Origin of the sequence: Listeria sp. ILCC797 (assembly GCF_900186185.1) — a bacterium.
Taxonomy (GTDB): domain Bacteria; phylum Bacillota; class Bacilli; order Lactobacillales; family Listeriaceae; genus Listeria; species Listeria goaensis.
Map to the genome: position 1 here is coordinate 1 of NZ_FYBS01000002.1, position 24,102 is coordinate 24,102.

26 protein-coding genes and 1 pseudogene are annotated in these 24,102 nt (G+C 39.1%); 19 read left to right on the plus strand and 8 right to left on the minus strand.

The genetic code is table 11. The features are described from left to right. From BN1609_RS02570 to BN1609_RS02590, 5 genes and pseudogenes are all read left to right on the plus strand, one after another. Positions 1-941 (plus strand): annotated as a pseudogene (locus tag BN1609_RS02570) (hypothetical protein); the annotation flags it as partial. A 14-nt stretch (positions 942-955) separates the two neighbouring features. Further along, on the plus strand, positions 956-1,468 hold the full coding sequence (locus BN1609_RS02575; protein ID WP_088811083.1) for a hypothetical protein: 513 nt from the start codon (positions 956-958) through the stop codon (positions 1,466-1,468). A 364-nt stretch (positions 1,469-1,832) separates the two neighbouring features. After that, positions 1,833-2,474: a hypothetical protein gene (locus BN1609_RS13960; RefSeq protein ID WP_179946617.1), complete on the plus strand. Its 642-nt coding sequence runs from the start codon at positions 1,833-1,835 to the stop codon at positions 2,472-2,474. 10 nt (positions 2,475-2,484) lie between these two features. After that, entirely contained in the window at positions 2,485-2,853 is a 369-nt protein-coding gene (locus BN1609_RS02585) for a hypothetical protein (protein ID WP_088840478.1), read from the plus strand. A 172-nt stretch (positions 2,854-3,025) separates the two neighbouring features. After that, entirely contained in the window at positions 3,026-3,316 is a 291-nt protein-coding gene (locus BN1609_RS02590) for a hypothetical protein (protein ID WP_088825492.1), read from the plus strand. 465 nt (positions 3,317-3,781) lie between these two features. On the opposite strand, the gene BN1609_RS02595 is transcribed toward BN1609_RS02590, so the two are convergent. The 3 genes from BN1609_RS02595 to BN1609_RS02605 form a co-directional block, all read right to left on the minus strand. After that, the gene (locus BN1609_RS02595) at positions 3,782-4,180 is read right to left on the minus strand and encodes a hypothetical protein (RefSeq protein WP_088825493.1); all 399 of its coding nucleotides are present in this window, start codon (positions 4,178-4,180) and stop codon (positions 3,782-3,784) included. A gap of 117 nt (positions 4,181-4,297) precedes the next feature. Then, complete coding sequence (locus tag BN1609_RS02600) at positions 4,298-4,642, minus strand: DUF4870 domain-containing protein (RefSeq protein ID WP_088840479.1); 345 nt, start codon at positions 4,640-4,642, stop codon at positions 4,298-4,300. Between the two features lie 107 nt (positions 4,643-4,749). Next, positions 4,750-6,090 carry an MATE family efflux transporter gene (locus BN1609_RS02605; RefSeq protein WP_088809389.1) on the minus strand — a complete coding sequence of 447 codons (1,341 nt, stop codon included), beginning with the start codon at positions 6,088-6,090 and terminating at the stop codon, positions 4,750-4,752. A 193-nt stretch (positions 6,091-6,283) separates the two neighbouring features. Between BN1609_RS02605 and BN1609_RS02610 the strand changes: the two genes are divergently transcribed. The 5 genes from BN1609_RS02610 (at position 6,284) to BN1609_RS02630 (ending at position 11,375) form a co-directional block, all read left to right on the plus strand. Then, positions 6,284-6,775, plus strand: coding sequence for a MarR family winged helix-turn-helix transcriptional regulator (locus tag BN1609_RS02610; protein ID WP_088809388.1), 492 nt, complete (start codon positions 6,284-6,286; stop codon positions 6,773-6,775). Further along, entirely contained in the window at positions 6,759-8,483 is a 1,725-nt protein-coding gene (locus BN1609_RS02615; protein ID WP_088809387.1) for an ABC transporter ATP-binding protein, read from the plus strand. The genes BN1609_RS02610 and BN1609_RS02615 overlap by 17 nt, the downstream gene beginning before the upstream one ends. Continuing rightward, complete coding sequence (locus BN1609_RS02620) at positions 8,480-10,309, plus strand: ABC transporter ATP-binding protein (RefSeq protein ID WP_088840480.1); 1,830 nt, start codon at positions 8,480-8,482, stop codon at positions 10,307-10,309. Before BN1609_RS02615 ends, BN1609_RS02620 begins: the two co-directional genes overlap by 4 nt. 178 nt (positions 10,310-10,487) lie before the next feature. Further along, positions 10,488-10,769, plus strand: a complete 282-nt coding sequence (locus BN1609_RS02625; RefSeq protein ID WP_088809385.1) for a rhodanese-like domain-containing protein — start codon at positions 10,488-10,490, stop codon at positions 10,767-10,769. A gap of 207 nt (positions 10,770-10,976) precedes the next feature. Beyond that, a complete protein-coding gene (locus tag BN1609_RS02630; RefSeq protein ID WP_088840481.1) occupies positions 10,977-11,375 on the plus strand; it encodes a peptidoglycan-binding protein in 399 nt (132 codons plus the stop codon). 169 nt (positions 11,376-11,544) lie between these two features. Here the strand turns inward: BN1609_RS02630 and BN1609_RS02635 are convergent, their stop codons facing one another. After that, the gene (locus BN1609_RS02635; protein ID WP_088809383.1) at positions 11,545-12,171 is read right to left on the minus strand and encodes an FMN-dependent NADH-azoreductase; all 627 of its coding nucleotides are present in this window, start codon (positions 12,169-12,171) and stop codon (positions 11,545-11,547) included. A gap of 153 nt (positions 12,172-12,324) precedes the next feature. On the opposite strand from BN1609_RS02635, the gene eis reads away from it, so the two are divergent. Next, positions 12,325-13,482 carry an enhanced intracellular survival protein Eis gene (gene eis / locus BN1609_RS02640; RefSeq protein ID WP_088809382.1) on the plus strand — a complete coding sequence of 386 codons (1,158 nt, stop codon included), beginning with the start codon at positions 12,325-12,327 and terminating at the stop codon, positions 13,480-13,482. 68 nt (positions 13,483-13,550) lie between these two features. Here the strand turns inward: eis and BN1609_RS02645 are convergent, their stop codons facing one another. Beyond that, positions 13,551-14,276, minus strand: coding sequence for a Crp/Fnr family transcriptional regulator (locus tag BN1609_RS02645; RefSeq protein ID WP_088809381.1), 726 nt, complete (start codon positions 14,274-14,276; stop codon positions 13,551-13,553). Positions 14,277-14,597: 321 nt separating this feature from the next. Here BN1609_RS02645 and BN1609_RS02650 point away from each other — a divergent pair, with 321 nt between their 5' ends. The 6 genes from BN1609_RS02650 (at position 14,598) to BN1609_RS02675 (ending at position 21,281) form a co-directional block, all read left to right on the plus strand. Further along, entirely contained in the window at positions 14,598-17,558 is a 2,961-nt protein-coding gene (locus BN1609_RS02650; RefSeq protein ID WP_088840482.1) for a pectate lyase-like adhesive domain-containing protein, read from the plus strand. Positions 17,559-17,573: 15 nt separating this feature from the next. Next, a complete protein-coding gene (locus BN1609_RS02655) occupies positions 17,574-17,954 on the plus strand; it encodes an LPXTG cell wall anchor domain-containing protein (RefSeq protein WP_088809379.1) in 381 nt (126 codons plus the stop codon). Further along, positions 17,947-18,678 (plus strand): WxL domain-containing protein, encoded by a 732-nt coding sequence (locus tag BN1609_RS02660; RefSeq protein ID WP_088809378.1) that lies wholly within the window; start codon positions 17,947-17,949, stop codon positions 18,676-18,678. Before BN1609_RS02655 ends, BN1609_RS02660 begins: the two co-directional genes overlap by 8 nt. A gap of 30 nt (positions 18,679-18,708) precedes the next feature. Beyond that, positions 18,709-19,410 carry a WxL domain-containing protein gene (locus BN1609_RS02665; RefSeq protein ID WP_088815495.1) on the plus strand — a complete coding sequence of 234 codons (702 nt, stop codon included), beginning with the start codon at positions 18,709-18,711 and terminating at the stop codon, positions 19,408-19,410. Positions 19,411-19,479: 69 nt separating this feature from the next. Beyond that, the gene (locus tag BN1609_RS02670) at positions 19,480-20,199 is read left to right on the plus strand and encodes a WxL domain-containing protein (RefSeq protein ID WP_088809376.1); all 720 of its coding nucleotides are present in this window, start codon (positions 19,480-19,482) and stop codon (positions 20,197-20,199) included. A 62-nt stretch (positions 20,200-20,261) separates the two neighbouring features. Further along, positions 20,262-21,281, plus strand: a complete 1,020-nt coding sequence (locus BN1609_RS02675; protein ID WP_088809375.1) for a DUF916 and DUF3324 domain-containing protein — start codon at positions 20,262-20,264, stop codon at positions 21,279-21,281. 21 nt (positions 21,282-21,302) lie between these two features. On the opposite strand, the gene BN1609_RS02680 is transcribed toward BN1609_RS02675, so the two are convergent. Next, positions 21,303-21,950 (minus strand): FusB/FusC family EF-G-binding protein, encoded by a 648-nt coding sequence (locus BN1609_RS02680; RefSeq protein WP_088809374.1) that lies wholly within the window; start codon positions 21,948-21,950, stop codon positions 21,303-21,305. Positions 21,951-22,039: 89 nt separating this feature from the next. Further along, positions 22,040-22,297, minus strand: a complete 258-nt coding sequence (locus tag BN1609_RS02685; protein ID WP_088815492.1) for a CD3324 family protein — start codon at positions 22,295-22,297, stop codon at positions 22,040-22,042. 232 nt (positions 22,298-22,529) lie between these two features. Here BN1609_RS02685 and BN1609_RS02690 point away from each other — a divergent pair, with 232 nt between their 5' ends. Beyond that, positions 22,530-22,877, plus strand: coding sequence for a helix-turn-helix domain-containing protein (locus tag BN1609_RS02690; protein ID WP_088809372.1), 348 nt, complete (start codon positions 22,530-22,532; stop codon positions 22,875-22,877). A gap of 107 nt (positions 22,878-22,984) precedes the next feature. Here the strand turns inward: BN1609_RS02690 and BN1609_RS02695 are convergent, their stop codons facing one another. Beyond that, positions 22,985-23,581: a competence protein ComK gene (locus BN1609_RS02695; RefSeq protein WP_088809371.1), complete on the minus strand. Its 597-nt coding sequence runs from the start codon at positions 23,579-23,581 to the stop codon at positions 22,985-22,987. 232 nt (positions 23,582-23,813) lie between these two features. On the opposite strand from BN1609_RS02695, the gene BN1609_RS02700 reads away from it, so the two are divergent. Further along, the gene (locus BN1609_RS02700; protein ID WP_088809370.1) at positions 23,814-24,050 is read left to right on the plus strand and encodes an IDEAL domain-containing protein; all 237 of its coding nucleotides are present in this window, start codon (positions 23,814-23,816) and stop codon (positions 24,048-24,050) included. Positions 24,051-24,102: the final 52 nt, after the last annotated feature.

Consider the following 24,102-nt stretch of genomic DNA (forward strand, 5'->3'; position numbering starts at 1 on the left):
TACAATTTGAGCAAAGTCATACCCACTTTTTCCAAGAACTTTTAGCGCTTGTGATGACAGCACAAAGAACGATGCGACAACTCTTGCAGGAAGTCGAATTTAACGCCCAAACCGGCACCTATACATACCCGAAAGGCTATACCCAGTCGATGGATGCCTTGAAACAGCGGCTTAATACCGTTCGCGGCGTAGACCCAAAACTGGTCGAAGCGCTGAAAGCCTATCAAGTTTTGGCAGTGGTGTACTACGATGCGGAGGGAAAGCCGCAAGTGATGTGGCTGCTTGAACAAAACGGAGTGGGTGTGAATGACCCGAAACTGAAGAAATACTTAGACAAGGCAGGAAAGTATTTAGACCCAAGTGACTACCAAATTATCACGAATGAGGAGTTAAACAAAAAAATCACTGAATCGTGGAAAACTGGCACCTATTATATGGACGGCACGAAATACACAGGTATGGCTGGTGGCACGCTTCGGGCATCAGCATATGTGGAATCGGTGAAAGGCACGCTGGATGAAAGTGGCCTGATGGATGTGGTGATGGGGTTGGGCTTGAGCACGGCAGCCATTCGGGGGAGTATGACGTATGAGAAAGCCAGTGGAGCTAAATATGAAATTACATGGGACAAAAATATCAACCCAACTCAAGAAATAATTCCTAATACCAACATACCAAAGTCTTTTACTTTAAAAGGAACTAACGTAAATGGAAAAGAAGTTTGGGTTCATGGAAATGCGAGTAAGCATATGGGAGAATTTATTAATTCTGCTAAGGGGTCAATAATAACTGAAAATGAATTGATGCTTAGCTTTCAAGATTCGGTATCTTTCATATTACCTAAAGTAAATCCTGGTAGAAATTTTTTCAATGTGAATGGTTGGGAAATCGGTATTAATGGTGATACGGGGGTAATATATCATGCTTTATACAAACCATAATATAGGAGGATAATATGTTATTAAAAAAAATTAATAGTGAGAACATCAATATTAAAAGTGAAGTTTACATGGAAAAAGTTGTAGATGACTTACTTATGATTTCAGTAAAAATGGATACAAAAAACAATAAAAGTTATTATGATTATTGGCGTTTAACTAGAACAATGGGGATTCCTCCTTTAGAAATCGGTATTGATAAAACAGATGGTAGTATACAAACTATAGTTTTTTATGTTGCTTCTGATTTCTTTAAAAAATTGGATTTCAGCCTAACTAAAGAAAATGAAGGACTAATTATGGTAGATTCTTCAATTTTTAAAAAAGAAAATGACTATGTAGATATTGACTCTAACTATTTTGTATTTTTAGATAGTGATGAACTTGTATGTAGTTTTGAGGAAAATTTTGAACCTGATGCATCTTACAATATAAATAGAATCAGAGTGTTTTTGAAATTGAATGAAGTGATTGGTTTTTCGATAAAAGATTTAACAAGTATAGAAATTGAAGAATTGAAATCACTTTAAACATCTATATTAAATAAAATAAAAAGGCACTCTATTATCTGATAGGCGTCGGATAGTAAAGCCTTGACTAGTAGCATTCACTAATCAAGTTGCCAATAACTAACAAAAGCTAGCTGTATTCACTGAATAGAAGTTGCACTACTGAAAAAGATATGAGAAAACTAACTCTATAGAGAGAGCAGCATACTCATATCTTTTTAGCTATGTTCAAAAGTATAAAAGCAGTATGTTGCTAGGAGAGTGAAAATAGTTGATGATACAATACATACACCATACTAAGAGATAAATGAGGTGAAGCAAAAGAAAAAATTAACAACCAAACAGTCTTTTGAATACTACCTTTCTTTCCTAAAAAGGAGTGGGTGTGCATGACCCGAAACTGAAGAAATACTTAGACAAGGCAGGAAAGTACTTAGCCCCAAGTGACTACCAAATTATCACGAATGAGGATTTAAACAAAAAAATCACTGAATCGTGGAAAACCGGCACGCAATACACAGACATGGCTGGTGGCACGCTCCGGGCATCAGCGTATGTGGAATCGGTGAAAGGCATGCTGGATGAAAGTGGCCTGATGGACGTGGTGATGGGGCTAGGCTTGAGTACTGCGGCGATTCGGGGGAGTATGACGTATGAGAAAGCGAATGGGGCTAACTTTGGGAATGTAGAAAAATTAGAAGGTCATTTTTCAAAGCATGGCGGAGAATTCGGAAAGGCTTTTTCTAACGCTGATGAGTATTTAGCAGGAGCGAATGATGTTATAAAGAATGGAACAAAAGTTCAGTATAGCTATAATGGTGAAATTAGAACAGGGTACGTTAAATTTATGAAAAATAGTAGTTTAACTAATGCTAATGGTGTTCCAATAAAAAGTTATGCTAAATTTGAGTTTGTAGGAACAAATAACTTAGGAGAAATTACTACTTATCATGTTGAAAGTGGTAGAACATTTTGGGAAATGATGAATAATGGGAGTAACATTCCAGTTATCAACCCAATTGAATAGAGGTTAAATAATGGATAATTTAGTTAAAGTAAGTAAAATTGATTCTATCATTGAAGAAGAAGTAGAAGTTATGGTTAATAGCCATGAAATAGTCGCTTTTAATGTATCGCCTCAGAAATTAGAGGTAGAAAAAGAATATAAAGCTGAAATAGATATATTTACTAATGACTTTTTAGAAATCAAAGAACAAGCAAATAGAAAAATAAAAAGAATTGAACATATTGATAATTTTAGATATATGTTATGGGGAAAATTATTAGAAGATAATGTTTTAGATGTCGGTTTTTTTATTACAAGTGATTTGTTTGAGGATTATAATTATTTAACAGGACAGTATATCTTTTTAGAAGTGGATAGATTGCAAATATACTGTGAATAAAAATAAAAAGGCACTTTACTATCTGATTGGCGTCGGATAGTAAAGCCTTGATTAGTAAGCGTGAACTCACTAATCAAGTTACCAATAGTTAACAAAAGCTAGTTGTATTTATTGTACAGAAATTCAAAAGATTTTTCTAGACCTAATGAATGTTTTTTTGAGGAGGATTTTAATGATAGATTTTAATGTATTAAAAAAACAATTTCTAGTCATATATTGTGCTGTAAAACAGTACGGAGATTCAACAAATAATCCCCAACTTACAATACTTGAGGAATTATTGGCAGAACTGGACAAAGATAACCCGGATGTCAAGTTGCTTGAGGAATTAAATCATTCTTTGTATCCTCCGTATGCTGGATTAAGTGAATTCTTTATTTGGGACGATGATTTTGATAAACGCATAGAGTTAAATAATCCTGTCGATAATGCAAAAAGAATCACATGGGAAATGCTAAACTAAATATTTTGTGTTTTTTTGCAACGGAGTGTAGTATTTTCAAATAATTCCAGTAGAAGAAAAAATCTTGGGTAGCTATTTACAAATTGGGATGCTTTTTGGGATACTATAACTGGGTTAGTTGAATCACTAGAGAAAATAACATTTTAATATTGGCCAGAATTAGAAAATCCTATTCCAGTGGAAGCAAATTCATAGAAAGAAATGCCTCATAAATTTAACGAAAAGTACCCTACAATGGAATCTGAAATAGAGTATAAATAAATTTGAAGATATAATAGCTAATACATTAAGCTTATAGGATTGTAGCATAATGGGATTAAATTAATGTTGATTGATCATTTCACTCAAAGAGGACAGCTAAAAAAATGCTGCCCTCTTTCTTATTACTCATTTATCGACTATGTATGAAGCTATGCCCCCCTCGCTTTACTAATGCTAAACTCTGGCGACACAACTTACCGTTTGCTACCCGTCTGACCGATTTCCAGATGCACGCCCACTTAGAGCTTTTCCACCTCGAAAAACAAAGAAAATAACGCCAAGCACCGCGCTAATAATTCCGCCAAGTAAAGAAATACCAACAAGCACAATCGCTCCAGCAAGTTGCATAATTCCCAAAATAACAACAGCGGCAACTAAACCGTAAATAAAGCCGTAAAGAGCAAACCACCCTAAACTCACTTTTTGGCTAAAACCGTAAAAAATTTCAGCTATTGTACTGCCCACTAAAACAAGTGGGGCGGCAAAGAGAATTGCTGAAAAAATATCGGCCGTTGTAAGCGCGTCAAATAGGAGCGCCTCAATTCCAAGAACAGCCAAAATCCCTAAAATAAATACCGTTAAATAGGCGATGATAAAACGCAATTTGAACACTCCTTCCGTTAACAGTATATCATAAAATAAGTGTGAACTTTTTGTTTAAAATAAAAAGCACCTGCTTGATTCACCTTGAACGTTTCAGTGAATCAAACAAGCGTTTTTTTATTCCGTGAGAAAAGCATCTTCTTCTCGACCAACTAGCATGCGCACACCTTGAATGATGTTAAACAGGAATAAAATGGCTGTTAAAATAACCAAGGTAACCACAACCCCAAAGGCAACAAAACCTACTGTATGTGAACTGTCCGTGCTGACGGCAACGAGTGAAAGAATGCAAAATGTTAGAAATACGCCAATTGTAGGCAATATATGTGTGAACAGGGCGACTTTTGAATGATGTTTAACATCGCGAGCCTCTCCAAAAACCCAAATGAATAAAGGGACTAATATTGGTGCAAATAAAATACTGAAATAACTAAGCGCATTGACAATTCTATGGTTATTCAATTTTGAACACCCTCCTTTAACTGATAACTTTATTATAAAGAAGGGAGAAAATGATAACCATCGAATGAAGTGACAATTTTAAGTTTTGGAATGACAGTTTTGTAAGTTTAGATAACAGATTTAAGCGTCCATACTTTACTGCGCCAGCGCCTGAACATCAGGAAGGAACGAATGCCTTCGTCAATAATATAGGCAATCCAAACGCCGACTAGTCCAAGTCCTGCTGTAATGCCAAGCACGTATGAAAACGGCAAGCTGACAATCCACATGACGATGATGCCAACAATAAATGGAAATTTAACGTCGCCAGTTGAATTTAAACTGCTAATAATAATGATGTTGGTTGCTCGGAAAAGCTCAAGCGCAATGGAAAGCAAGAATAAATTTTTCGTCATAGCAATCACGAGTTCATTGGACGTAAAGAGGCTCATAATTGGTTCGGCGAAAAGGTAAAGTAAAATACTAACGACGAGCGCGATAACTACGCCGATTTTCCAACTTTTTATACCTTGCTGATACGCCTTTTCAACTTCCTTTGCGCCAACTGCGCGGCCAATTAAAATTTGTGAAGCTTGACCAATCGCTATTGCAAAAAGCGCAACGAATTGACTGACGCTAGAGGCATACACCTTGGTTGTAAGGGCTTCGGTGCCTAGAATGGCGATAATTGCTGTTATGACCAGCTGCGAGCCAGCGTAAGACATATTTTCGCCAGCTGAAGGAAGACCTAGTTTTAATATCGAATAAAGAAGTTTTTTGGAATAATGCTTTAGCTTCCCAAAAGTAAACGTGTAGCCGATATATTTTTTGAGCATGAAAATAGCCATAATCATACCGATGAAATTGGCGATGGCTGTAGCGATCCCAACTCCGGCGACACCTAAGTCTAAGTAAGCAAGTGGTCCGTAAAGGAATACATAGTTCCCGACAACATTAATGACACTAATTGTGATGGGGACAAGCATTGCTTGCCTCACGTAACCGTGGACACGGATAATCGGTAAAATGGACGAATGAATTGCGATGACAATAGAGCTGCCGCCAATAATTTCAAGAAAAGGTGAGCCAACACGAATAAGTTCTTCATCTAAACCGACAAGTCTAAGGAATGTATCGCTTGCAAATAAAAAGATAATACTCATAATAATTCCGATAATAAAAGCGACAATTAGGCCGTTAGTTATGACGCGTTCAATCATTTTATGGCGTTCGGCGCCAATCATTTGGGCAACTAAAATTTGCACACCGACACTGATAAAGCCGTACATAATAATGGAAATTACGAGAATTTGGCTGGCGACACCGGTTGCGGCAACAGCCTCATCTGAGTAATGCCCTAGCATGAAAACGTCAACATAATTTATCATGATGCGTAAAAATTGTTCAATAAAAATAGGCCACGCCAATGTAAAAAGACTCATTTTTGCGATATTTGTATGATCTGCCATGTGAAAACCCCCTTTTGATGTTTGTTTTTCCGGGCAAATGTGAATAATAAAAAAGTACGTGTACAACAAGGAACATTATAAGGGATTCAACCTTAAAAGTATAGGCTTTTTTAGGACTTCGCCTTTTTTAGTTGACTTTTAATTCAAACTAGATATAATTAGTTAGGTAAACTAATTAAAAGGAGGGGCATACATGTACCCGTCTGATGAAGATTTGGGGCAGTCAGTCATTAAAGCGTTCATGAATTTTAAGCGAGCTGAAATGTCGAGTTTCCACATGGAAGGCTACACGAAAGCTGAAACGCGTTTTATGTTTGTTCTTTTTCACGGGATTAAAATGAGTGATTCAGAGCTTGGCGTGCGCGTTTCCGAACTTGGCAAGCGACTGCGCATTTCGAAACCAAGTGTGACCCAGCAAATTAATGCGCTTGAAAAGAAAGGGCTCATTATCCGCACTCAAAATCCGACCGACAAACGCGCTGCTTATTTGAACTTTACTGAAAAAGGAAAAGCGCTGACAGAAAAAATGATTCAATCTTTTCATAAAAACTTCGAAGATATGCGCGATTTTCTCGGGGAAGAGGATATGCGCACACTCATTATGCTACTTGAAAAATTAACGGATTATTTGAACGAGAAGGCGAAACAAGAAGGAGGCGCAGTGCCAAATGATAAAACTTTTTAAGCGACTGAAGCCCTATTCATGGGGGATTATCGTTGTATTAGTTTTAACTTTTATCCAAGTTATTGGGCAGCTTTATTTGCCTACACTCATGTCAAACATCATTGATAAAGGTGTTGTGACGGGCGATAAGCCCTATATTTGGAAAACCGGTGGGCTAATGCTCTTACTTTCGGCTGGAGCAGTTGTTTTATCGGTTATTATCGTGTATATCGCATCACGTATTTCCATGGGCTTTGGACGTGATTTACGGGATAAAATCTTTACACAAGTTGAAAATTTCTCTTTGCAGGAATTTAACAAAGTGGGGACATCATCGCTTATTACGAGAACGACAAATGATGTTGTCCAAATTCAAAATGTACTTTATATGATGCTTAGAATGATGGTTATGGCGCCGATTATGCTTATCGGCGGGATTATTATGGCGGTTGGACGCGATGCAAAACTATCGTTAATTTTTGTGGTCGTTCTGCCAATCTTGCTATTACTTGTCGTGTTACTAGGCGGTAAAGCAATGCCGATGTTTAAAAAACTGCAAAAGAAAATGGATAAATTAAATCAAGTTATCCGTGAAGGTCTAACAGGTATCCGCGTTATTCGCGCTTTTAACCGCAATCAAGATGAATTAAATAAATTTGAAGAAGCGAATAATGATTATGCCATAACGGCAATTGGCGTAAACCGCCTGCTGTCGCTTATGAGCCCGCTCATGATGCTCATTATGAATTTAACGTCCATCGCCATCATTTGGCTTGGGGCTCACTTCATTAGTGACGGTAACATGATGGTCGGCGACTTGATGGCTTTCATTCAATATGCCATGCAAATTATGATGAGCTTTATGATGCTTTCTGCTGTCTTCATTTTCATTCCGCGTGCTGGTGCTTCCGCAGAACGTATCAACGAAGTGCTCGATATGAGCGCAGAAATTTTAGACCCTGCTGCACCAAAAGCGGCTGACGGACGCGCAACGCTTGAATTCCAAAACGCATCTTTCCGTTATGAAGGCGCAGAAAAACCAGTTATTGCAGACATTAGCTTTAAGGCTAAAGCGGGTGAGACGATTGCCATAATTGGGAGTACAGGCGCTGGGAAATCCACATTAATTAATATGGTTCCCCGCTTCTATGACACCGAAAACGGCAGCATCCTAATGAACGGCGTCAATGTGCGCGATATGTCGCAAGAAGAATTGCGCGAAAAAATTGGGCTTGTGCCACAAAAAGCGGTTCTTTTCACGGGCGACATCGAATCAAATCTCCGCTACGGAAAAGAAGACGCCACGGAAGAAGAAATGTGGAAGGCTCTCGAAATCGCCCAAGCGAAAGACTTTGTCTCCAAATTACGAAAAGGTCTTCATTCGCGCGTTGAGCAAGGCGGAAACAATTTCTCCGGCGGGCAAAAGCAACGGCTTGCAATTGCGAGAGCGCTCATCCGGAAGCCAGAAATCTACATTTTCGACGACAGTTTCTCCGCACTCGATTTTAAAACAGATGCGAAGTTGCGCAGTGCGTTAAAAGAAGAAGTAGAAGATGCCATTATGATTATTGTGGCGCAGCGCATTACATCTGTTGTTGATGCAGATCAAATCATCGTTTTAAATGAAGGTAAAGTTGCCGGAATTGGTACGCATAATGAGCTAAAAGAATCCAATGAGATTTACCGCGAAATCATGCGTTCACAACTTTCAGAGGAGGAGATAGCATGAGTCCAGGACCAGGTCCAGGTGGAGGCTCTCACGGCGGAGCAATGGGTGTGAAATCGAAACCAAAAGACTTTAAAAATACATTATTCCGTTTGCTTGGCTATATGAAGCCCCGAACGGTAGCGATTTCAGTCGTCTTTATCTTTGCGATTCTCTCCACCATTTTTAATATTTTTAGCCCGAAAGAATTAGGGAAAGCAACAACTGAAATTTTCAAAGGCGTCATGAGCCCAGCTGGCATTAATGACGATAAAATTTTCAACATTCTATTCTTCGTGTTCCTCCTTTATGTCGGAAGTTCAGTCTTCAGCTTTGTTCAGCAATACGTGATGTCAAGTGTCGCGCAACGTACCGTATATGATATGCGTCGCGATTTAAAGGAAAAAATGGCACGTATGCCGCTCAAATATTACGATACCCGTTCTAACGGGGATATTTTAAGTCGCGCTGTCAACGATATGGACAACATCGCGAATACGCTCCAACAATCCTTGACGCAGGCCATAACGGCGATTGTTCAAATTGTCGGCGTACTCATTATGATGCTAACAATTAGTTGGCAGATGACCCTAATTGTTGTGGCGACTGTACCGCTAAGTATCATTATTGTAGGTATCATCGCGAGCAAGTCGCAGGCATTCTTCGCGGCGCAACAGCGCAATTTAGGGATTCTAAATGATACGGTCGAGGAAACTTACGGCGGTCAAACGATTGTGAAGGCGTTTGGTCAAGAGAAAAAAACGCTCGTCAAATTTGATGAAGTCAACGAAGACTACTACAAAGCGGCTAAAAAAGCCCAATTTATTTCGGGTATCATGATGCCGATGATGCAATTTGTAGGTAACTTAGGTTACGTAGCCGTCTGTGTTGGCGGTGGGATTTTTGTGACGAACGGCACCTTGCAAGTCGGTGATATTCAAGCCTTCACGCAATACGTGCAACTGTTCTCACAACCCATTTCTAGCGTAGCAAACATCGCGAACGTTATTCAATCAACCATTGCTTCTGCGGAACGTGTTTTTGAAATTATGGACGAAGAAGAAGAACAAGACATGATTCCGGAAACTGTTCCTACGATTAACGAAGAAAATGGTAAGATTGTTTTCGACCATGTAGAGTTTGGGTATTCGCCTGATAAACCGCTCATGCAGGACCTGAAAATTAACGTAAGCAAAGGGCAAATGGTAGCAATTGTTGGCCCAACTGGTGCAGGTAAAACAACGATTATCAACCTGCTCATGCGTTTTTACGATGTAGATAACGGCGCGATTCGCATCGACGGCATAGACACGCGCGACATGACGAAAGACGAAGTCCGCGCGAAATTTGGAATGGTGCTGCAAGACACATGGCTCTTTAGCGGAACCATCGCTGAAAACATCGCTTATGGTCGGGAAGGTGCCACGATTGATGAAGTAGTCGGAGCTGCCAAAGCGGCGTATGCAGACGATTTCATTCGCCGCTTGCCAGACGGTTACGACACCGTTTTAAATGAAGAGGGGACCAATATTTCACAAGGGCAAAAACAACTACTAACGATTGCCCGCGCGATTTTATCCGACCCAAGCATTTTAATTCTAGACGAAGCAACGTCTAGCGTTGACACAAGAACCGAGCTAAACATTCAGCTCGCAATGGGGAACTTAATGGAAGGCCGAACAAGTTTTGTCATCGCCCACCGTTTATCCACTATCCGCGACGCCGACTTAATTCTTGTCATGAACCACGGTGATGTTATCGAACAAGGTACACACCAACAACTCCTTAGCGAAAACGGCTTTTACGCCGACCTATACAATAGCCAATTTACAGGTTCGCAAGCAGTGTAATAGTCAGAAAAACCGAATGATAAGTCATTCGGTTTTTCTGTGCTTAAAAAATAAAGTCACACCTTATTTTTTAGGTAAAATTTCTTTTGAGCAGTCTTCTTGAATGTTAGGAGAATTTTTCGTTATGATGAAGGTAACTTATTTCCCGGGAAATAAAAAAAGTTGAGGTGGAATAAAGATGTTTTTATCAATCACAACAAGTGAATTAGAAGGAAAACTAGATGTTTATGAAATACTAGACGTACGCGATGCAGATGATTTTAGTGCGCGACACATAGAAGGTGCAACGAATATCCCCATTTCCGAATTGGAAGAAAACGTAAACACGCTTTCCAAAGAAAAAGTATACGCAGTCATTTGCTATGCAGGTGGACGCTCTCAAAGAGCAACTGAATTTTTAGACAGCCAAGGCTTCCAAGTGACCAATGTAAGTGGCGGCATGAATGAGTGGTCAAAATAAAAAGCAGACGTTATAAAAACAGCTCTCGGTACTAATCCGAGAGCTGTTTATTTGGTTGTAAAAGGAAAGCGATTTAGCATAAGTGAATCAAATTGTGGAATATGGACATTATTAAAGGCCATATACATTAAGTTATGACAAAAAATACAAATTTTGAAAAGGCATTAAATGATACAATGAATAAGAATTAAAAAAGGAGGTAGGAAAATGAAGAAAATATGGATGGCAATTAGTTTCATTGGTATTCTATCATTTAGTTACGTGGGGATTACGATTATTGACTCGCCTAAAGTAGTTGAAGCAGCAGGATATTCTGGGAATATTAAGCGAGATTTAGGTGCATCGTACTTTAATCAAAGCAAAGACAGCAGGTACTATAAAAAAGCCGTAAAAGTTATTCAAAATAACTATAATGCATGGCTGTTTAACACGCATTCCTACAGTTACTACAATAACCATAAACTTAATGTAGATGGCTACTTTGGCTCGAAAACAACGCAAGCAGTGAAAGTGTTTCAAAGTTATGTGAAAAAATATTGGGACAGAAATTTAGCTGTTGACGGATCAGTAGGACAGCATACGTGGCATTACTTATACTGGCAATAATAAATATTGACATACATAAAAACACGAACAACTCTTTTCTGTTTAAAATAAGACTAGCGTGGTTGAAATTGTGAGAAAGACAGGAATCTATCGGTGTTATCAATTAGCGTCTTAAAAAGTGAACCGCCCCCCAAATCTAACTTTTGGGGGGCGGTTCACTTTCTATTTTTTAAAATTGTTCAGCAAGCTTAATAGCTTCATCACGACCAGCTTGGATTAAATCTTTTGCTTGATCAGGACGAGCGTTGTGTCCTTCAACAACAACCATTTCCGTTTCCGTAACACCGAAGTGGCTTAAAATGTTTTTGACGTAGTTTAAGGACATTTCATAACTTTCTAGTGGACCGTCAGAATAAATGCCACCACGTGCATTAAGCAAAGCAACTTTTTTATCAGTTACTAAACCAACAGGACCTTCTGGCGTATATTTAAACGTCTTACCAGCTTGGTTTAAATAAAACAGGTAAGTTAAAAATTGCGCGGGAATACTGAAATTCCAAAGAGGGAAAGCCATAACGACTTTATCAGCTTTTAAAAATTGGTTTAAGTAGCCGTTTGCAATATCAGAAAGGCGTTTTTCGTCTTCTGTTAAAGGCTCGCCGGCAGCTTCTTTATGTAGCCCACTCATCATCACACCATCGTAGTAAGGCAGGTCTACTTCAAATAAATTCAGTTCAGTAACTTGGTCTCCGGGATGACTTTTTTTATACGCATCCAAAAATGTTTCATAAAGCGTCACGCTGACAGAACGCTCTGCAGGTAATCCATTCGCTTTAATAAATAATACGTTTGACATAAGATTGATTCCTCCAAATTTTTAATAATACTTATACAGTTTAGCTGAAAACCACACAAAATAGCAAGTTCTTAGCTTACAAAAAATTAGTAGCTTTTAAGAAGAATTCTAAATAGGAACATGATACACTAAAGGGGACAGGAGGGATTTAATTTGGAAATAAGAAAAATTGCGGAAGAAGAAATCCACCAAATTAAACGATTGCGAGATTATGCTTTTCGCACACCAGGCGGCGGTGGGGAGGAAGACTTTTTATTTTGGATGGAGCGGGCAACTAGGTTAGGGGCCTTTTCAGACGGAAAACTAAGCGCACAAGTGATGACGTATCCACTAGACGTATCGTTTTTAGGTCAGAAAATAAAAATGGGCGGTGTGGCTTATGTAGCTACATTTCCAGAAAATAGACGCAGTGGTTTTATTCGGGCACTCATGACAGCGTCGCTAAACGAGATGAAGGAATTAGGTCAGCTTGTCTCTTATTTACACCCTTTCGACATTCCTTTTTATCAAAAATTTGGGTTTGACCTTGTGGCAAATGAGGTTAGCGTGAGCCTAAAGCTGAAAAATCTGAAGCGGCGTTCGAGTGGTCGCGGCGAGATTGTGCGGACAAGTGCCAACCAGCCTGATTTTAGCGATGTGCGGGCGGTCTATGAAACGTATGCGACAAATCACCACGGCATGCTAGTTCGCGGTGACGACTGGTGGGGCAGACTTAGTCGGCGCGGCTATACGAATGAAGTGGCCTTATTTCGAGATGAGCAAAATGAACCGCGAGGCTACCTTCTATACGGATTCAAAGGATCAGAAATGCTTGTGCATGAACTGGTTGCGCTTGATTTCGCTGCGGAATGTGAGCTGTGGGCATTTATTTCGAGCCATGATTCGATGTTTGAAACCGTCCAGGCGACGCATTTTGGGACGCCAGCTGAAGTGGCACTAGCGCTACCAAATGTGACGGGTCTTAAGATGGAAACGGAATTCAATTGGATGGCGCGCATTGTTGAGGTGGAGGCGTTTTTAAACGCAATTTCATTTCAAACGGCAGAAAAAGTCTATGTGGAAATCCAAAATGATGTCGCTGACTTCAATCATGGCATTTTTGAGATAGGTGACAAAATTCGGCGAGTCGAAAGTGCACCAAACGATTTGCTTTTACAAACAGATATAGGAACGTTTAGCCAAATGATGTTTGGCTTTATGCGCCCGAAAGAACTTGCCTATTACGGAAAAATGACGGCGAGTGATAAGGTGCTTGCGATTTTTGAAGCAGCAATTCCAAATGTGAAACCCCGATTTTATGATGGGTTTTAAAAAATAGAGACCATTTTGGTCTCTATTTTCCTATTAAGTCCGAAAAGATTTATTTCGGACTTTTTTAATTACATAGAAGAAATAGCAATAGACGGGTCATAATAACTTGCCAAGCCTTCAATATCTTTAATAATAAATGGTTTAGAGCTAGATTCTAAAATACCCTCTTTTACGAAAAAATTAAGGTGTCCTGAAATGCTTGATTGAGCGCAGTTGCACAAAGAAGCTAAGACAGACTGGGAAATTGCTGCAGGGAGGTGAGAGGCGTTGCCTTGCTTCTCGCCAATATAAGTGGCTAAAATTTGCAAGTTAATCGCTAGCGTTTCAACAGGAGGTAATTTATTGACAGCTGTCATAAATGTTGAAAAAGAAAGAGCAGCTAAACCTAATTCGGCTAAAAAGTGGAAAAATTTAGGCTGAACGTAAAGGTGATCAACTAAGAAATCACGATTAATCTCATATACTGTCATTTCTGTAGCGGCTCGAACTCGGTAAGGTAACTTAACTTCGAACGTGAATAAATTTTTTAAGATGGGTTTAGCATGAAACAATGTCCAATCAGAATAAAAAGTAGTCACATGCGGTTTATCTTGATAAAAGACTTCAAAAAAAGCGAGACCCTTTTGAATAAGATAAATCGTGTGCTCTTGATCACTTTGGCTTGAGGTGATAATTTGATTCCTTTTTATATGAAGTTTTCGAATGTGACTATCGGATAGACTGGTATTTTGGTGCAAATAATCAAGTAGTTCTTTCATTGGCTTGGAAGTGGAGCCTTCTGAAATAAATTCCATACATTCCTCCAGAAAATTGATTTTATATATAGTATACGATTATACAATAATAAATATAACCGTTATAGTCAATTTGAACAAGAGAAAACGAATGAAAATCCCCTTTTTTTAGACACAAAATGTTCAAAAGTAACATTTATTTGTATAAATCGCAATAAATAAAGCGGTTTATTTTATTTTCAGACACAATTTGTTCACAATTATGTTGCGGAATTATCGCTGTAAATATTTCCAATGATTTTATCCTTGTATACTAAAAAGTATCAAAGGGAGTCAAACTTACCTTTTGATTCATTTCAAGAGTGAAAGAGGTGAGAAAATTTGAAAAAGGGATTTCGCATCATCACAACGATATTTCTTGTTGCGAGCTTAGCTATCATAATTCCACTACAAGGAAGTGGGGTTTTCGATAGGATGTTTCAAACGGTCAAAGCTGAAGCCGAAAATGTTGCGAATGTGACTACATATCAGGAACTTGAAACCGCAATGGGAAATCAAGCAATTACTGAAATAAATATTATGAATGATATTGAATTTACGAACTATCCATCAACAAGCGCGGGTGAAGTGAATGTAACAGTTCCAGCTCGGAGCATTACAATAAATGGTAACAATCATCATGTGGATTTTCGTAAGCGGGGTTACTTGATGAACTTTGGTTCGACAAAAATTAACATCACCCTTCAAAATATTAAGATGTATGGCCAAAACTACTGGGGACCATTCCGAATTTACGGAACGGCTGGTGTTGGTTCTACTTTTACTTTCGATAATATCGAATACACAGGGGCCCAACTAACCGCTTCCTATCAAGCGGATGTCATTGTAAAAGGAACAGTGAAGAATGCTTCTGTTAACTCGTATGTAAGTCCATTTAATGGAACCACTTACAATGCTTTAACAAACCAAACAAACCTTGAAGTGACGAACATCACCTTCACAAGCGGATCTAACTATACAGGAACAACAGAAAATGCCACAGTTTTAATGCTTGGAACTGGCGGAACTAAAGGAAACGCCGTGATTGAAGAAGGCGCTAAGCTTAACCTGACAGGAGGCGGCAACGGACTTAGTGGCGAAGGACAATGGACAACCATTCAACTAAATGGAAATTTTGAGATGCAAAGAAATTCCGAGGTTAACATTACGACGCCGAATGCCTCAACCCGTGGAGGGATTCAATTAGGTAACGACTCAAAACTACTCGTACAAGACGATGCAAAGCTAACGCTTAATATGGATGGTCCGTTTACTGACGCTTATAATAAAAATCCAATTAACGTAGGAACAAACGCTTCATTTGAAGTAGCAGACGGAGCAAGTCTCATCGTCAATGCGACGAGTCAAGGAACTGGAACTGGCGCTCTAGTTTATACGGGAACAAGTAGTCTATTTAAGATTGGCAAAAAATCAATTTTCAAATTAAAAGCCGACGGAACCGGAGCAAAAAACCTCATTCGTATCGGCGGAACATCCACTTTTAGTTTTGAAGATGCAGGGGAAGTTGACATTGATGCTTCCGCCAATACAAATGCCAATACACGCCCCATTTATATGGTGAGTGGAAGTTTCAAAGCCTCCATTCAACGTGTAAAAGCATGGACGACAGCCAATGTCGCTGGCACGCCAACGTATGATTGGTATCCGATGTACGACATGAATATCCCGTATGTCGGCGCCAATGTTCAAACGACACTAACTGGGAATAGCATTACTCAAGAAACCCAAGATAATTTCATTGCGAACTACCGGACGCAAAACTTCAAGCGTGTATTATTTGAATATATTCCAGATGTTTCCGTCATCATAGATGCACTATCCGATAATAAAACGCAGGCAAATAGCCATACGATTACGGGAATTACAAACCCCAATGCGTGGGTCATGTTTTCCGGTGATTCAGCCATTCCAACAGGAACAATACCCGCGCAAGATAAAAGCGACACTAAGATGTACCATGTCAAAGCTGACGCTTCTGGAAATTACACGTATACACTTCCAGATGGGCAATTTTTCTCTGCAGGAAATACGGTTGTGGCCTATGCGTATTTAGACGGAAAAAACGCCACAACAAATACAGTTGTCTCGGATGAAACCCCGCCTGATAAGCCTGTTTTAAGCCCCATAAAAGATGTGGATGCATCCATTAAGGTGAAAGCCGAACCAAACGTGACAGTTACCATTTATGATTCATCGGATAAACGTATATTGGCAAGCGGGACATCAAATACAGAAGATTATGAAATTTCGATTCCGGCAGATAAGCGCCCGCTAGCACCGTATGTGTCTTACTATGCAACCGCGACTGATTCGGCAGGAAATATTAGTGAGCAGTCCAATTTTGAACTGGTAAGTGATACAACACCGCCAGAAGCAAATCCAATTACTCAAACCGTGCAACTTGGCGCGCCTTTTACAACAGATGCTAAAAGTCTTGTAGAAAATGTTTTTGATAATGCGGGTTTGGAGGATTTGACCTATACGATTATTTCAGAGCCAGACGTGAGCCGAATTGGTCATTCGACGGCTGTTGTAAGGATTCAAGACCGTGCGGCGAACTATCGTGATTTTACAATTCCAGTTTTTGTGGAAGATGGTAGCACGAGTTCGAATAATGATGCGATGTTAACAAGTACTGATTTTACGATACTAGCACAAAGCGTACCTGCTACAGAAGCGGAATTAGATGAATTAATTGTAACGAACGGTCAAGTAAAAGCTTGGAAAAAGCCTTCTGGTGAAGATATTACAGATCAAGTTGTGATTGTAAACAGAGGCGGGCTATCAAGCACACCGGGTGAATATGATGTGAAAATTTCTGTTTTAGGTGTTGAACGGACAATCCACGTAACCGTTAAAGCAGGAACGCTAGAATTTAAAGAAATTCCAACTGACATTTCATTTGGCAACGTGACCATCAAATCGAAACCACAACTTGTTACTCCAAAAAATGATGTAAAGATTACGATTGAAGATTCACGAGCTACTCCTAAAGAATGGATGCTGATGGCACAACTTACGACGCCGCTTGCAACGGACAGCGGAGATGCGCTAAACAGTTTGGTTATTCGCACAAAACAAAATGGCGTAACCGACTATTTAGAGCTGACGGATCAAGGAACTACACCTGTATACACGAATAAATCAGCTACTACAGGTACAACGGTCATCGACTTAAATACGACGCAAGATGAGGGGATATTGCTTAATGTTTTACCTGGGCTGGCAAAAGCTAAAGCTTACTATACAAAAATTAGATGGACACTTCAAGACGCCCCTTGATGAAAGGAGAGAACGATGCGACGCATAATAAAATGGTCAAGTTATCTTCTGTTACTTTCTGTGTTACTCACAACGAATCCGCTTTTTACAAAGGCTCAAAACTATGATGTTGAAGTAGGGATTTCATTTAGTGGGCAGTCGATTGAAAGTGAAACACCACATGGAAATTTACCCGAAGGAGGCACGTCTAATTGGCAGACGCCAACGGATCAAGGTGGAACTAAGCCGAATCAATTGGAGCAAACGGCTTTAGGCAAGTTACCGACTACGGGGGACCAATTTTCAGTTTTCGGATTGATTATCGGTATGGAGTGTTTGGCGATTGGCTGTAGCTTATTTTTACTACAAAAAAGAAAAGAAGATAACGATTATGGGAGGAGTAAGAAATATGAATAAGGGAACGAAATGGCTAGTAGCGAGCGCGGTTTTAACGACTGCAATTTTTAGTGAAAGTATCCATGTTTTGGCGGTTGACGGGGGGAGTATAACGTCAGATGCAGACCTGACTTATGAAAAAAACACAAGTACGACAAACCCGATTGACCCGACTGAGCCAGGCAATGTTATCACACCTGACCCAGATAATCCGGGACAACCTGGGACTGCTGGGCCATTAAGTATTGATTTTGCTTCCAATTTACGTTTTGGTTTGCAAAAGATGTCGGGTAAACAAGAAACCTACTATGCTCATTTAACTAAAGTTGTTGAGACTGCAACTGGCGCTAAAAAAGAGGTGCCAAACTATGTGCAAGTAACGGATAACCGTGGCTCAAACGGCGGTTGGCACTTGACTGTGAAGCAAAATGGTCAACTTATGAACGGAGCGAACGCTTTAGAGGGAGCCCAAATTAGTTTGCTAAATAGCACGCTTGTCACTTTGCATGATGGAAATGTCCCAACGGCTAATACGCTTATAACGCTCGATCCCGTTTCTGGTGATGCAGTTGAAATTGTCAATGCACAAGCCGGAACTGGTAGTGGAACTTGGGCGAACTTGTTTGGTAAAGATGTATCCGAAGCGGCAACGAGTGTCAAATTAGTTGTGCCAGGAAAAACACAAAAAGTAGAAGGTCAATATAAAACGACTCTCACGTTTGAACTTGTAGATTCACCAGCGTGATATTTTATTTAAAAAAAGGAGAGATTTTTGATGGAGAAATTATTAAAAGTAGCAGCAATTAGCGTTATCGTAGCAGGAGGAGTAGGGTACGGGACAGAAGCCTTTGCGGCTGATGTAACGTCTAAAGGGGACATTACTTTTACTCAAAATACAGATCCAGGAAAACCAGAAGTTCCAGGAACAGGTGAAGAAATTGATCCAGGAACGCCAGCGCCAACTCCTGGGCCGCTAAGTATTAACTATGTTTCCAATATTCATTTCGCGGACCAAATGATTTCTGGTAACAACGAAGTTTATTATGCCAATCTAGATAAAGTAACGCTTTCCGCATCTAGTACAGAAGTGGAAGTACCAAACTTTGTGCAAGTATCCGACAACCGCGGCTCAAATGCAGGTTGGCACTTAACGGTAGAACAAGTAGGTCAATTTAAAAATGGCGCAAGCACACTAACAGGAGCAAAATTATCCTTCCAAAATGCAACGATGCAATCATCAAAAGCGACTGCAACAAACACACCGACAGCGTATTCATTTGAACTTGATCCAGCGGGCACTGCATCAGATGTTGTCGATGCAGCAGCAAATAAAGGAATGGGAACATGGTCAACATCATTCGGTGACGCGACTACAGCTGCGCAAAGTATCTCACTTTCCGTACCCGGCGACACAGCAAAAATCGTTGGGAAATATGAAGCTGAGTTAAAATGGACATTAACTGACACTCCTGCTTAAAACGGTCAAAAAGTCGCGCGGAAGACCCACTTTCGCGTGACGCCATTTTAAAGGAAGGGAGAAGCATAGATGTGTAAACTAAAATGGAGCATGAGTCTCCTTACCATACTTGTCGGCTGTATGACTTTTTCCGGCAACGCTTTCGCTGTAGGCACAGAAACAAATGCAGATGTCACGTTCCAAGCTGATGATACAGGAGTCACACCACCAATTGATCCAACCGATCCTGGAGCGGATGTGACACCAACAGAACCTGTAAATCCAACAAGTGGCGCGCTTCGCATTGATTTTGCTGCGGCATTAAATTTCGGTACACAAAAAATTTCTGGAGAAGCCAAGAACTATAACGCGCTTTATACAGAAGTAACAACCGCTTTAGGTGGAAAGAAATACGTACCAAACTTTGTGCAAGTAACAGATAATCGCGGCTCTAATTCTGGTTGGTCACTTTCGGTTTCGGGCACTGAATTTGTTTCAGCTAGCCATGCTGTTTTAGAAGGTGCTGCCCTTACAATGTCAGGGGTTCATCTCACCTCCACTATGGATTCTAAATTTACACCAAGCGTTGTTGCAACAGATGTAACTTTAAATGCGTCAGGTCAAAATTTAGTCACTGCTAGAGAAAATGAAGGCATGGCAACATGGGCAATCGCATTTGGTAACCTTTCAGGAGCGGATGAGTTGGCAACTAATCCTAACGTATCACTCCACATTCCTGCTGAGGCAAGGAAAATAGCAGGCGAAACATATACGTCAACGATAACATGGACCCTTGAAGCGACACCATAAACAGAAGGGGGAACGCAAAATCCCCCTTTTCCCAAAAGAAAGGGTGGCTAAGGAGTAAAAATATGAAAAAATTTTTAGCAAGCATTTTAATAAGCCTATTAGGCCTAGGAATTTGGCTAGTTCCTTCTCATGCTGACGCAGCTTCGACGATGAACTTCTCAGTAACAGCCGTGATACCAGATAACCAAATCGATAAATCAAAAACATACTTCGATTTGAGAATGAAACCGGGTGAGACGCAAGCCCTCGAGGTCGTCGTAACAAACGGCCTAAATCGCACCATCACAATTGAAAGCCATGCTAACACAGCCGTAACGAATGATAATGGGATTGTCGACTACAGCAATACGAAGCCCAATTTAGATAAGAGTTTGAAAACCCCATTTTCCGAAATTGCCAAAATGGACGAAGAAATAACAATCCCAGCAAATGGTACAAAAACTGTTAAAGTGAACGTAACCATGCCAAAAGAAGAATATGACGGACAAATTCTAGGTGGACTTCATTTTACTGAAAAACTAGATAAAGAATCGGAAACAGAAGAGGAAGGCGTACAAATTAAAAATTTATATGCCTATGTTATTGGCGTTTTACTGACAGAAAACGACACTGAAGTCAAGCCAGACATGCAACTAGGTGACATTAATCCAGCGCAAATTAATTACCGCAATGTGCTAAAAGCGAACTTGCAAAATACGCAGCCAGTAATTCTAACAGATTTAGAAGTAAAAGCGCGAGTTACTAAAAAAGGCCGCGATAAAACATTACATGAAACAAATAAAAAAAATATGCGTCTCGCTCCAAACTCTAACTTCAACTATGGTATAAATTGGGAAAATCAAGAGTTTAAAGCGGGCAAATACACCCTCCACATGACCGCTAAATCCAATGAAAACGAGTGGAAGTGGACAAAAGACTTTGAAATCAAAGGCGATGAAGCGAAAGCTTTGAACAATAAAGCAGTGGAACTAGAAAAAGACTATACAATGTGGCTCATTCTAGGCGCCGTCTTGTTAGGCATTATCTTGCTTATCCTTGTGTTCTTACTTGGCAAGCGTTCTAGTCGTAAAAAAGATAAGTAAAGCGAGCCTTTTTGGCTCGCTTTACTTATTTCCCCGAACATATTCAAATAAGAAATCTAATTTTTCAGTGTCCGTGATATGCGCATTGCAAGTTGCCTCATCTTGGCAAATATAGTTGCTAAGCGCTTTGTAATTATGATTTTTCGTATCCGTCTTAACATCTACTGTAAAAAGTCCAACAGCCCCCATATGGTGACAAAAATGACAAATGCCTTTTTGCGGGCTAGGTAGGAAACTTCCGGACAAGCCGCGCATTGTCCCGTCAATTTCACGAACAATAAATTTTTTCATACTTCCTTTATCGTACCAACTTAAATAAGTCAGGTGTGAAAAATCAGCAGGACTTAAATGAGGCGGATGAAGTTTCTTCGCTTTTTTAAACAGTTTTTTTAATTGCGCATCTGTAGTAGCGCGAAATGGAATGCAATAAGGCTCAAGCGAATCTTTAAAATGCGTATAATCCGACTCGTTTTTTATAGAAACAAGAGGTTTCAAAAGCTCTAATTGGTCTGTCATTAAAGAGTCAAATGCTTTTTCAGCTTTGTTTAGCGAGTAATATGCAAATTCTTGCTTTACTTTAATATCATTTACTCTTTGCTCTGCATCAAGAACATGTTTCGCTTGCCGTAAAATTTGATTTAACACGTGATTTTCGATAAATGCTTCCATATAAAATCACCTCCAATTCTTATTTTACAACGAAAGAACACTTAAAATATAGTCTAAGAACATTTTATAGTCAAATAAAGCAGCTGACTTTATTTTCGATAAACAATATTTTTGATAGTGCTTTCAGATAAAAAGTATTTTTCAGCAAGTTCTCGAATCGTAGAACTGCTCTCAAAATCCTTCTTTATCAGTGCATTTCGTTCTTTTAGCCGCAGTTTAATTCCAGACTCGCTTCCCCAAGCCTTTTTTGACCGTACAGGGATATAAAGAAATTCCCCATCTACATATTTTTGAATTTCAAGAATTAATTTTTCAGGTAATATATTTTCAACAGTTTGATACTTCATAAGGCTAGCTCCTTTATTATTTAATCCATAATAAGTAGCAAAGCCCAGTATTGGCGATTAAGAATAATCCATACAAAGAATCGCCATTTCAGGCTTTGCATGGAACAGCATTACATTAGCAGACATGCTGATCACCTCCTAAATTTAAAAATAATTTTATAAAAGTAGCTAACAAATGTCGAATTCTTTTTCTGACATTGCTATAATAGAAAGTAGAAAAGAGGTGGTTGAAGTGGATTTTGGTGAAAAGTTAATTAATCTACGAAAGAAAAATAGACTAACACAAAAAGAACTTGCTAAGAAAATTGGTGTGACACCTTCAACAATCAGTAAATATGAAAGCGCAACACATAAACCACCAATTTTTATTTTAGCCAAATTAGCAGAAACACTAGGGACAACCACAGAATTTTTGCTTGACGATGTAGCAGGTTTAAGAGAAAAAAATTCTGTCAATGCATTCCCGCTAATTGGAAATCCAGAACTAGAAAAATGGTATTTAGAACTACCATACTCGTTTTCTGAAAAAGATTTGCAGTTACTTAAAGATATTTCAAGTGCTATTGAAAACCAAAAATAACGATACATCGAGGTATTCAACATATAGTTGAATGCCTATTTAGTTTACCATATACATACTCGAACGATTATGTTATTGGTGGAGTTATTTAAAACTCCACTATTTTTTTACTCTATGAATGGATTATGCGGCCCATTTTTGGGCGATGTTTTGTACGATGTGAAAGGTTCAGCCACAATTCCAGATGGTGGAAAGAATGCATTATTATACGGGAATTGTGTTTCCATCATACGCATCTTCTGCGAGAACTTCATGTGTAACATAGATGTACGTGCAACTTGATTATTAAAAGAGGAAATCGAAACATCAATTTTAATCATTTCAAAATTAGAAAACTGTACAAGTGTCTGGTTATCTTTTGTCCCGTGGTATTCTTTAATATGTTGCGGAAAAACCCAAATGCAGTTTGGATTTGTTGGTGAAGCTGTCGGAAAAGTATACGTAAATGAAATAGGATCAATAATAATTGGCGGCTTATGAGTGATGCCTATTAGATGCTTAGTTCCTTCCCTCCTACCATCATAATTCGCACCGAAAAACTTGCAACTGGTTTTAATTAACTCAAATGGGGTAAATTTAGAAATAGAGTCAGACCCAATTTCAATTACCCTCGAAAAAAGTGGACCTCCGGCCGAGTGTGGCAAAATAATCATCGTATGTGGATTCACCTCATAGATTTGTTTCTCTGCTTTCTTGTTTTCCATTTTCATACATCCCTTTCTCGTGATAGTCTTTTTTAATTATGTAAAGAAGTAGTTCACTTCAAAACACCAATGTTAAGGAGTTACTATTTTTTCGTAATTATAGCACAGAAAAAAACGGGAGTCAGTATATTTTGGGAAAGTAGAGTTTTGGAGCAGTACAATGATTTTTGAAGCCAAATTGTGAATTTTCGGAGTTGTTTTCGCCATATAGTAGTGAAAGGAGTGATTAGTCGTGGAAATGCGAGATTTTTCAAACTCATTAATGAATCAAGTTGGCATTTTAAAAGGAGAAAAAGAGTTAACAAACGTCTTTATTGAGTGCTACATGACAATGCTCCTAGATCAGAGGAAAGTAGAACAGTTGAAAAAAGAAGTCGATATTGCTCTCGATAAGAAGGACGAAAAAAGTTTTATAGAGCTTACAAATAAAATAAATGAAATTCAAAAGGAAATGCTAGCATTTCAGTGAATTTTATGAAAAACTAAGGTAAAGAAGAATTTGCCTTAGTTTTTTTATTGTA

Bases quoted from the DNA above. Each gene is read 5' to 3' on its own strand.
- BN1609_RS02575 (WP_088811083.1), top strand. From the start codon at position 956: ATGTTATTAAAAAAAATTAATAGTGAGAACATCAATATTAAAAGTGAA.
- BN1609_RS02585 (WP_088840478.1), top strand. From the start codon at position 2,485: ATGGATAATTTAGTTAAAGTAAGTAAAATTGATTCTATCATTGAAGAA.
- BN1609_RS02590 (WP_088825492.1), top strand. From the start codon at position 3,026: ATGATAGATTTTAATGTATTAAAAAAACAATTTCTAGTCATATATTGT.
- BN1609_RS02605 (WP_088809389.1), bottom strand. From the start codon at position 6,090: ATGGCAGATCATACAAATATCGCAAAAATGAGTCTTTTTACATTGGCG.
- BN1609_RS02610 (WP_088809388.1), top strand. From the start codon at position 6,284: ATGTACCCGTCTGATGAAGATTTGGGGCAGTCAGTCATTAAAGCGTTC.
- BN1609_RS02615 (WP_088809387.1), top strand. From the start codon at position 6,759: ATGATAAAACTTTTTAAGCGACTGAAGCCCTATTCATGGGGGATTATC.
- BN1609_RS02620 (WP_088840480.1), top strand. From the start codon at position 8,480: ATGAGTCCAGGACCAGGTCCAGGTGGAGGCTCTCACGGCGGAGCAATG.
- BN1609_RS02625 (WP_088809385.1), top strand. From the start codon at position 10,488: ATGTTTTTATCAATCACAACAAGTGAATTAGAAGGAAAACTAGATGTT.
- BN1609_RS02630 (WP_088840481.1), top strand. From the start codon at position 10,977: ATGAAGAAAATATGGATGGCAATTAGTTTCATTGGTATTCTATCATTT.
- BN1609_RS02635 (WP_088809383.1), bottom strand. From the start codon at position 12,171: ATGTCAAACGTATTATTTATTAAAGCGAATGGATTACCTGCAGAGCGT.
- BN1609_RS02645 (WP_088809381.1), bottom strand. From the start codon at position 14,276: ATGGAATTTATTTCAGAAGGCTCCACTTCCAAGCCAATGAAAGAACTA.
- BN1609_RS02655 (WP_088809379.1), top strand. From the start codon at position 17,574: ATGCGACGCATAATAAAATGGTCAAGTTATCTTCTGTTACTTTCTGTG.
- BN1609_RS02660 (WP_088809378.1), top strand. From the start codon at position 17,947: ATGAATAAGGGAACGAAATGGCTAGTAGCGAGCGCGGTTTTAACGACT.
- BN1609_RS02665 (WP_088815495.1), top strand. From the start codon at position 18,709: ATGGAGAAATTATTAAAAGTAGCAGCAATTAGCGTTATCGTAGCAGGA.
- BN1609_RS02670 (WP_088809376.1), top strand. From the start codon at position 19,480: ATGTGTAAACTAAAATGGAGCATGAGTCTCCTTACCATACTTGTCGGC.
- BN1609_RS02675 (WP_088809375.1), top strand. From the start codon at position 20,262: ATGAAAAAATTTTTAGCAAGCATTTTAATAAGCCTATTAGGCCTAGGA.
- BN1609_RS02680 (WP_088809374.1), bottom strand. From the start codon at position 21,950: ATGGAAGCATTTATCGAAAATCACGTGTTAAATCAAATTTTACGGCAA.
- BN1609_RS02685 (WP_088815492.1), bottom strand. From the start codon at position 22,297: ATGAAGTATCAAACTGTTGAAAATATATTACCTGAAAAATTAATTCTT.
- BN1609_RS02695 (WP_088809371.1), bottom strand. From the start codon at position 23,581: ATGGAAAACAAGAAAGCAGAGAAACAAATCTATGAGGTGAATCCACAT.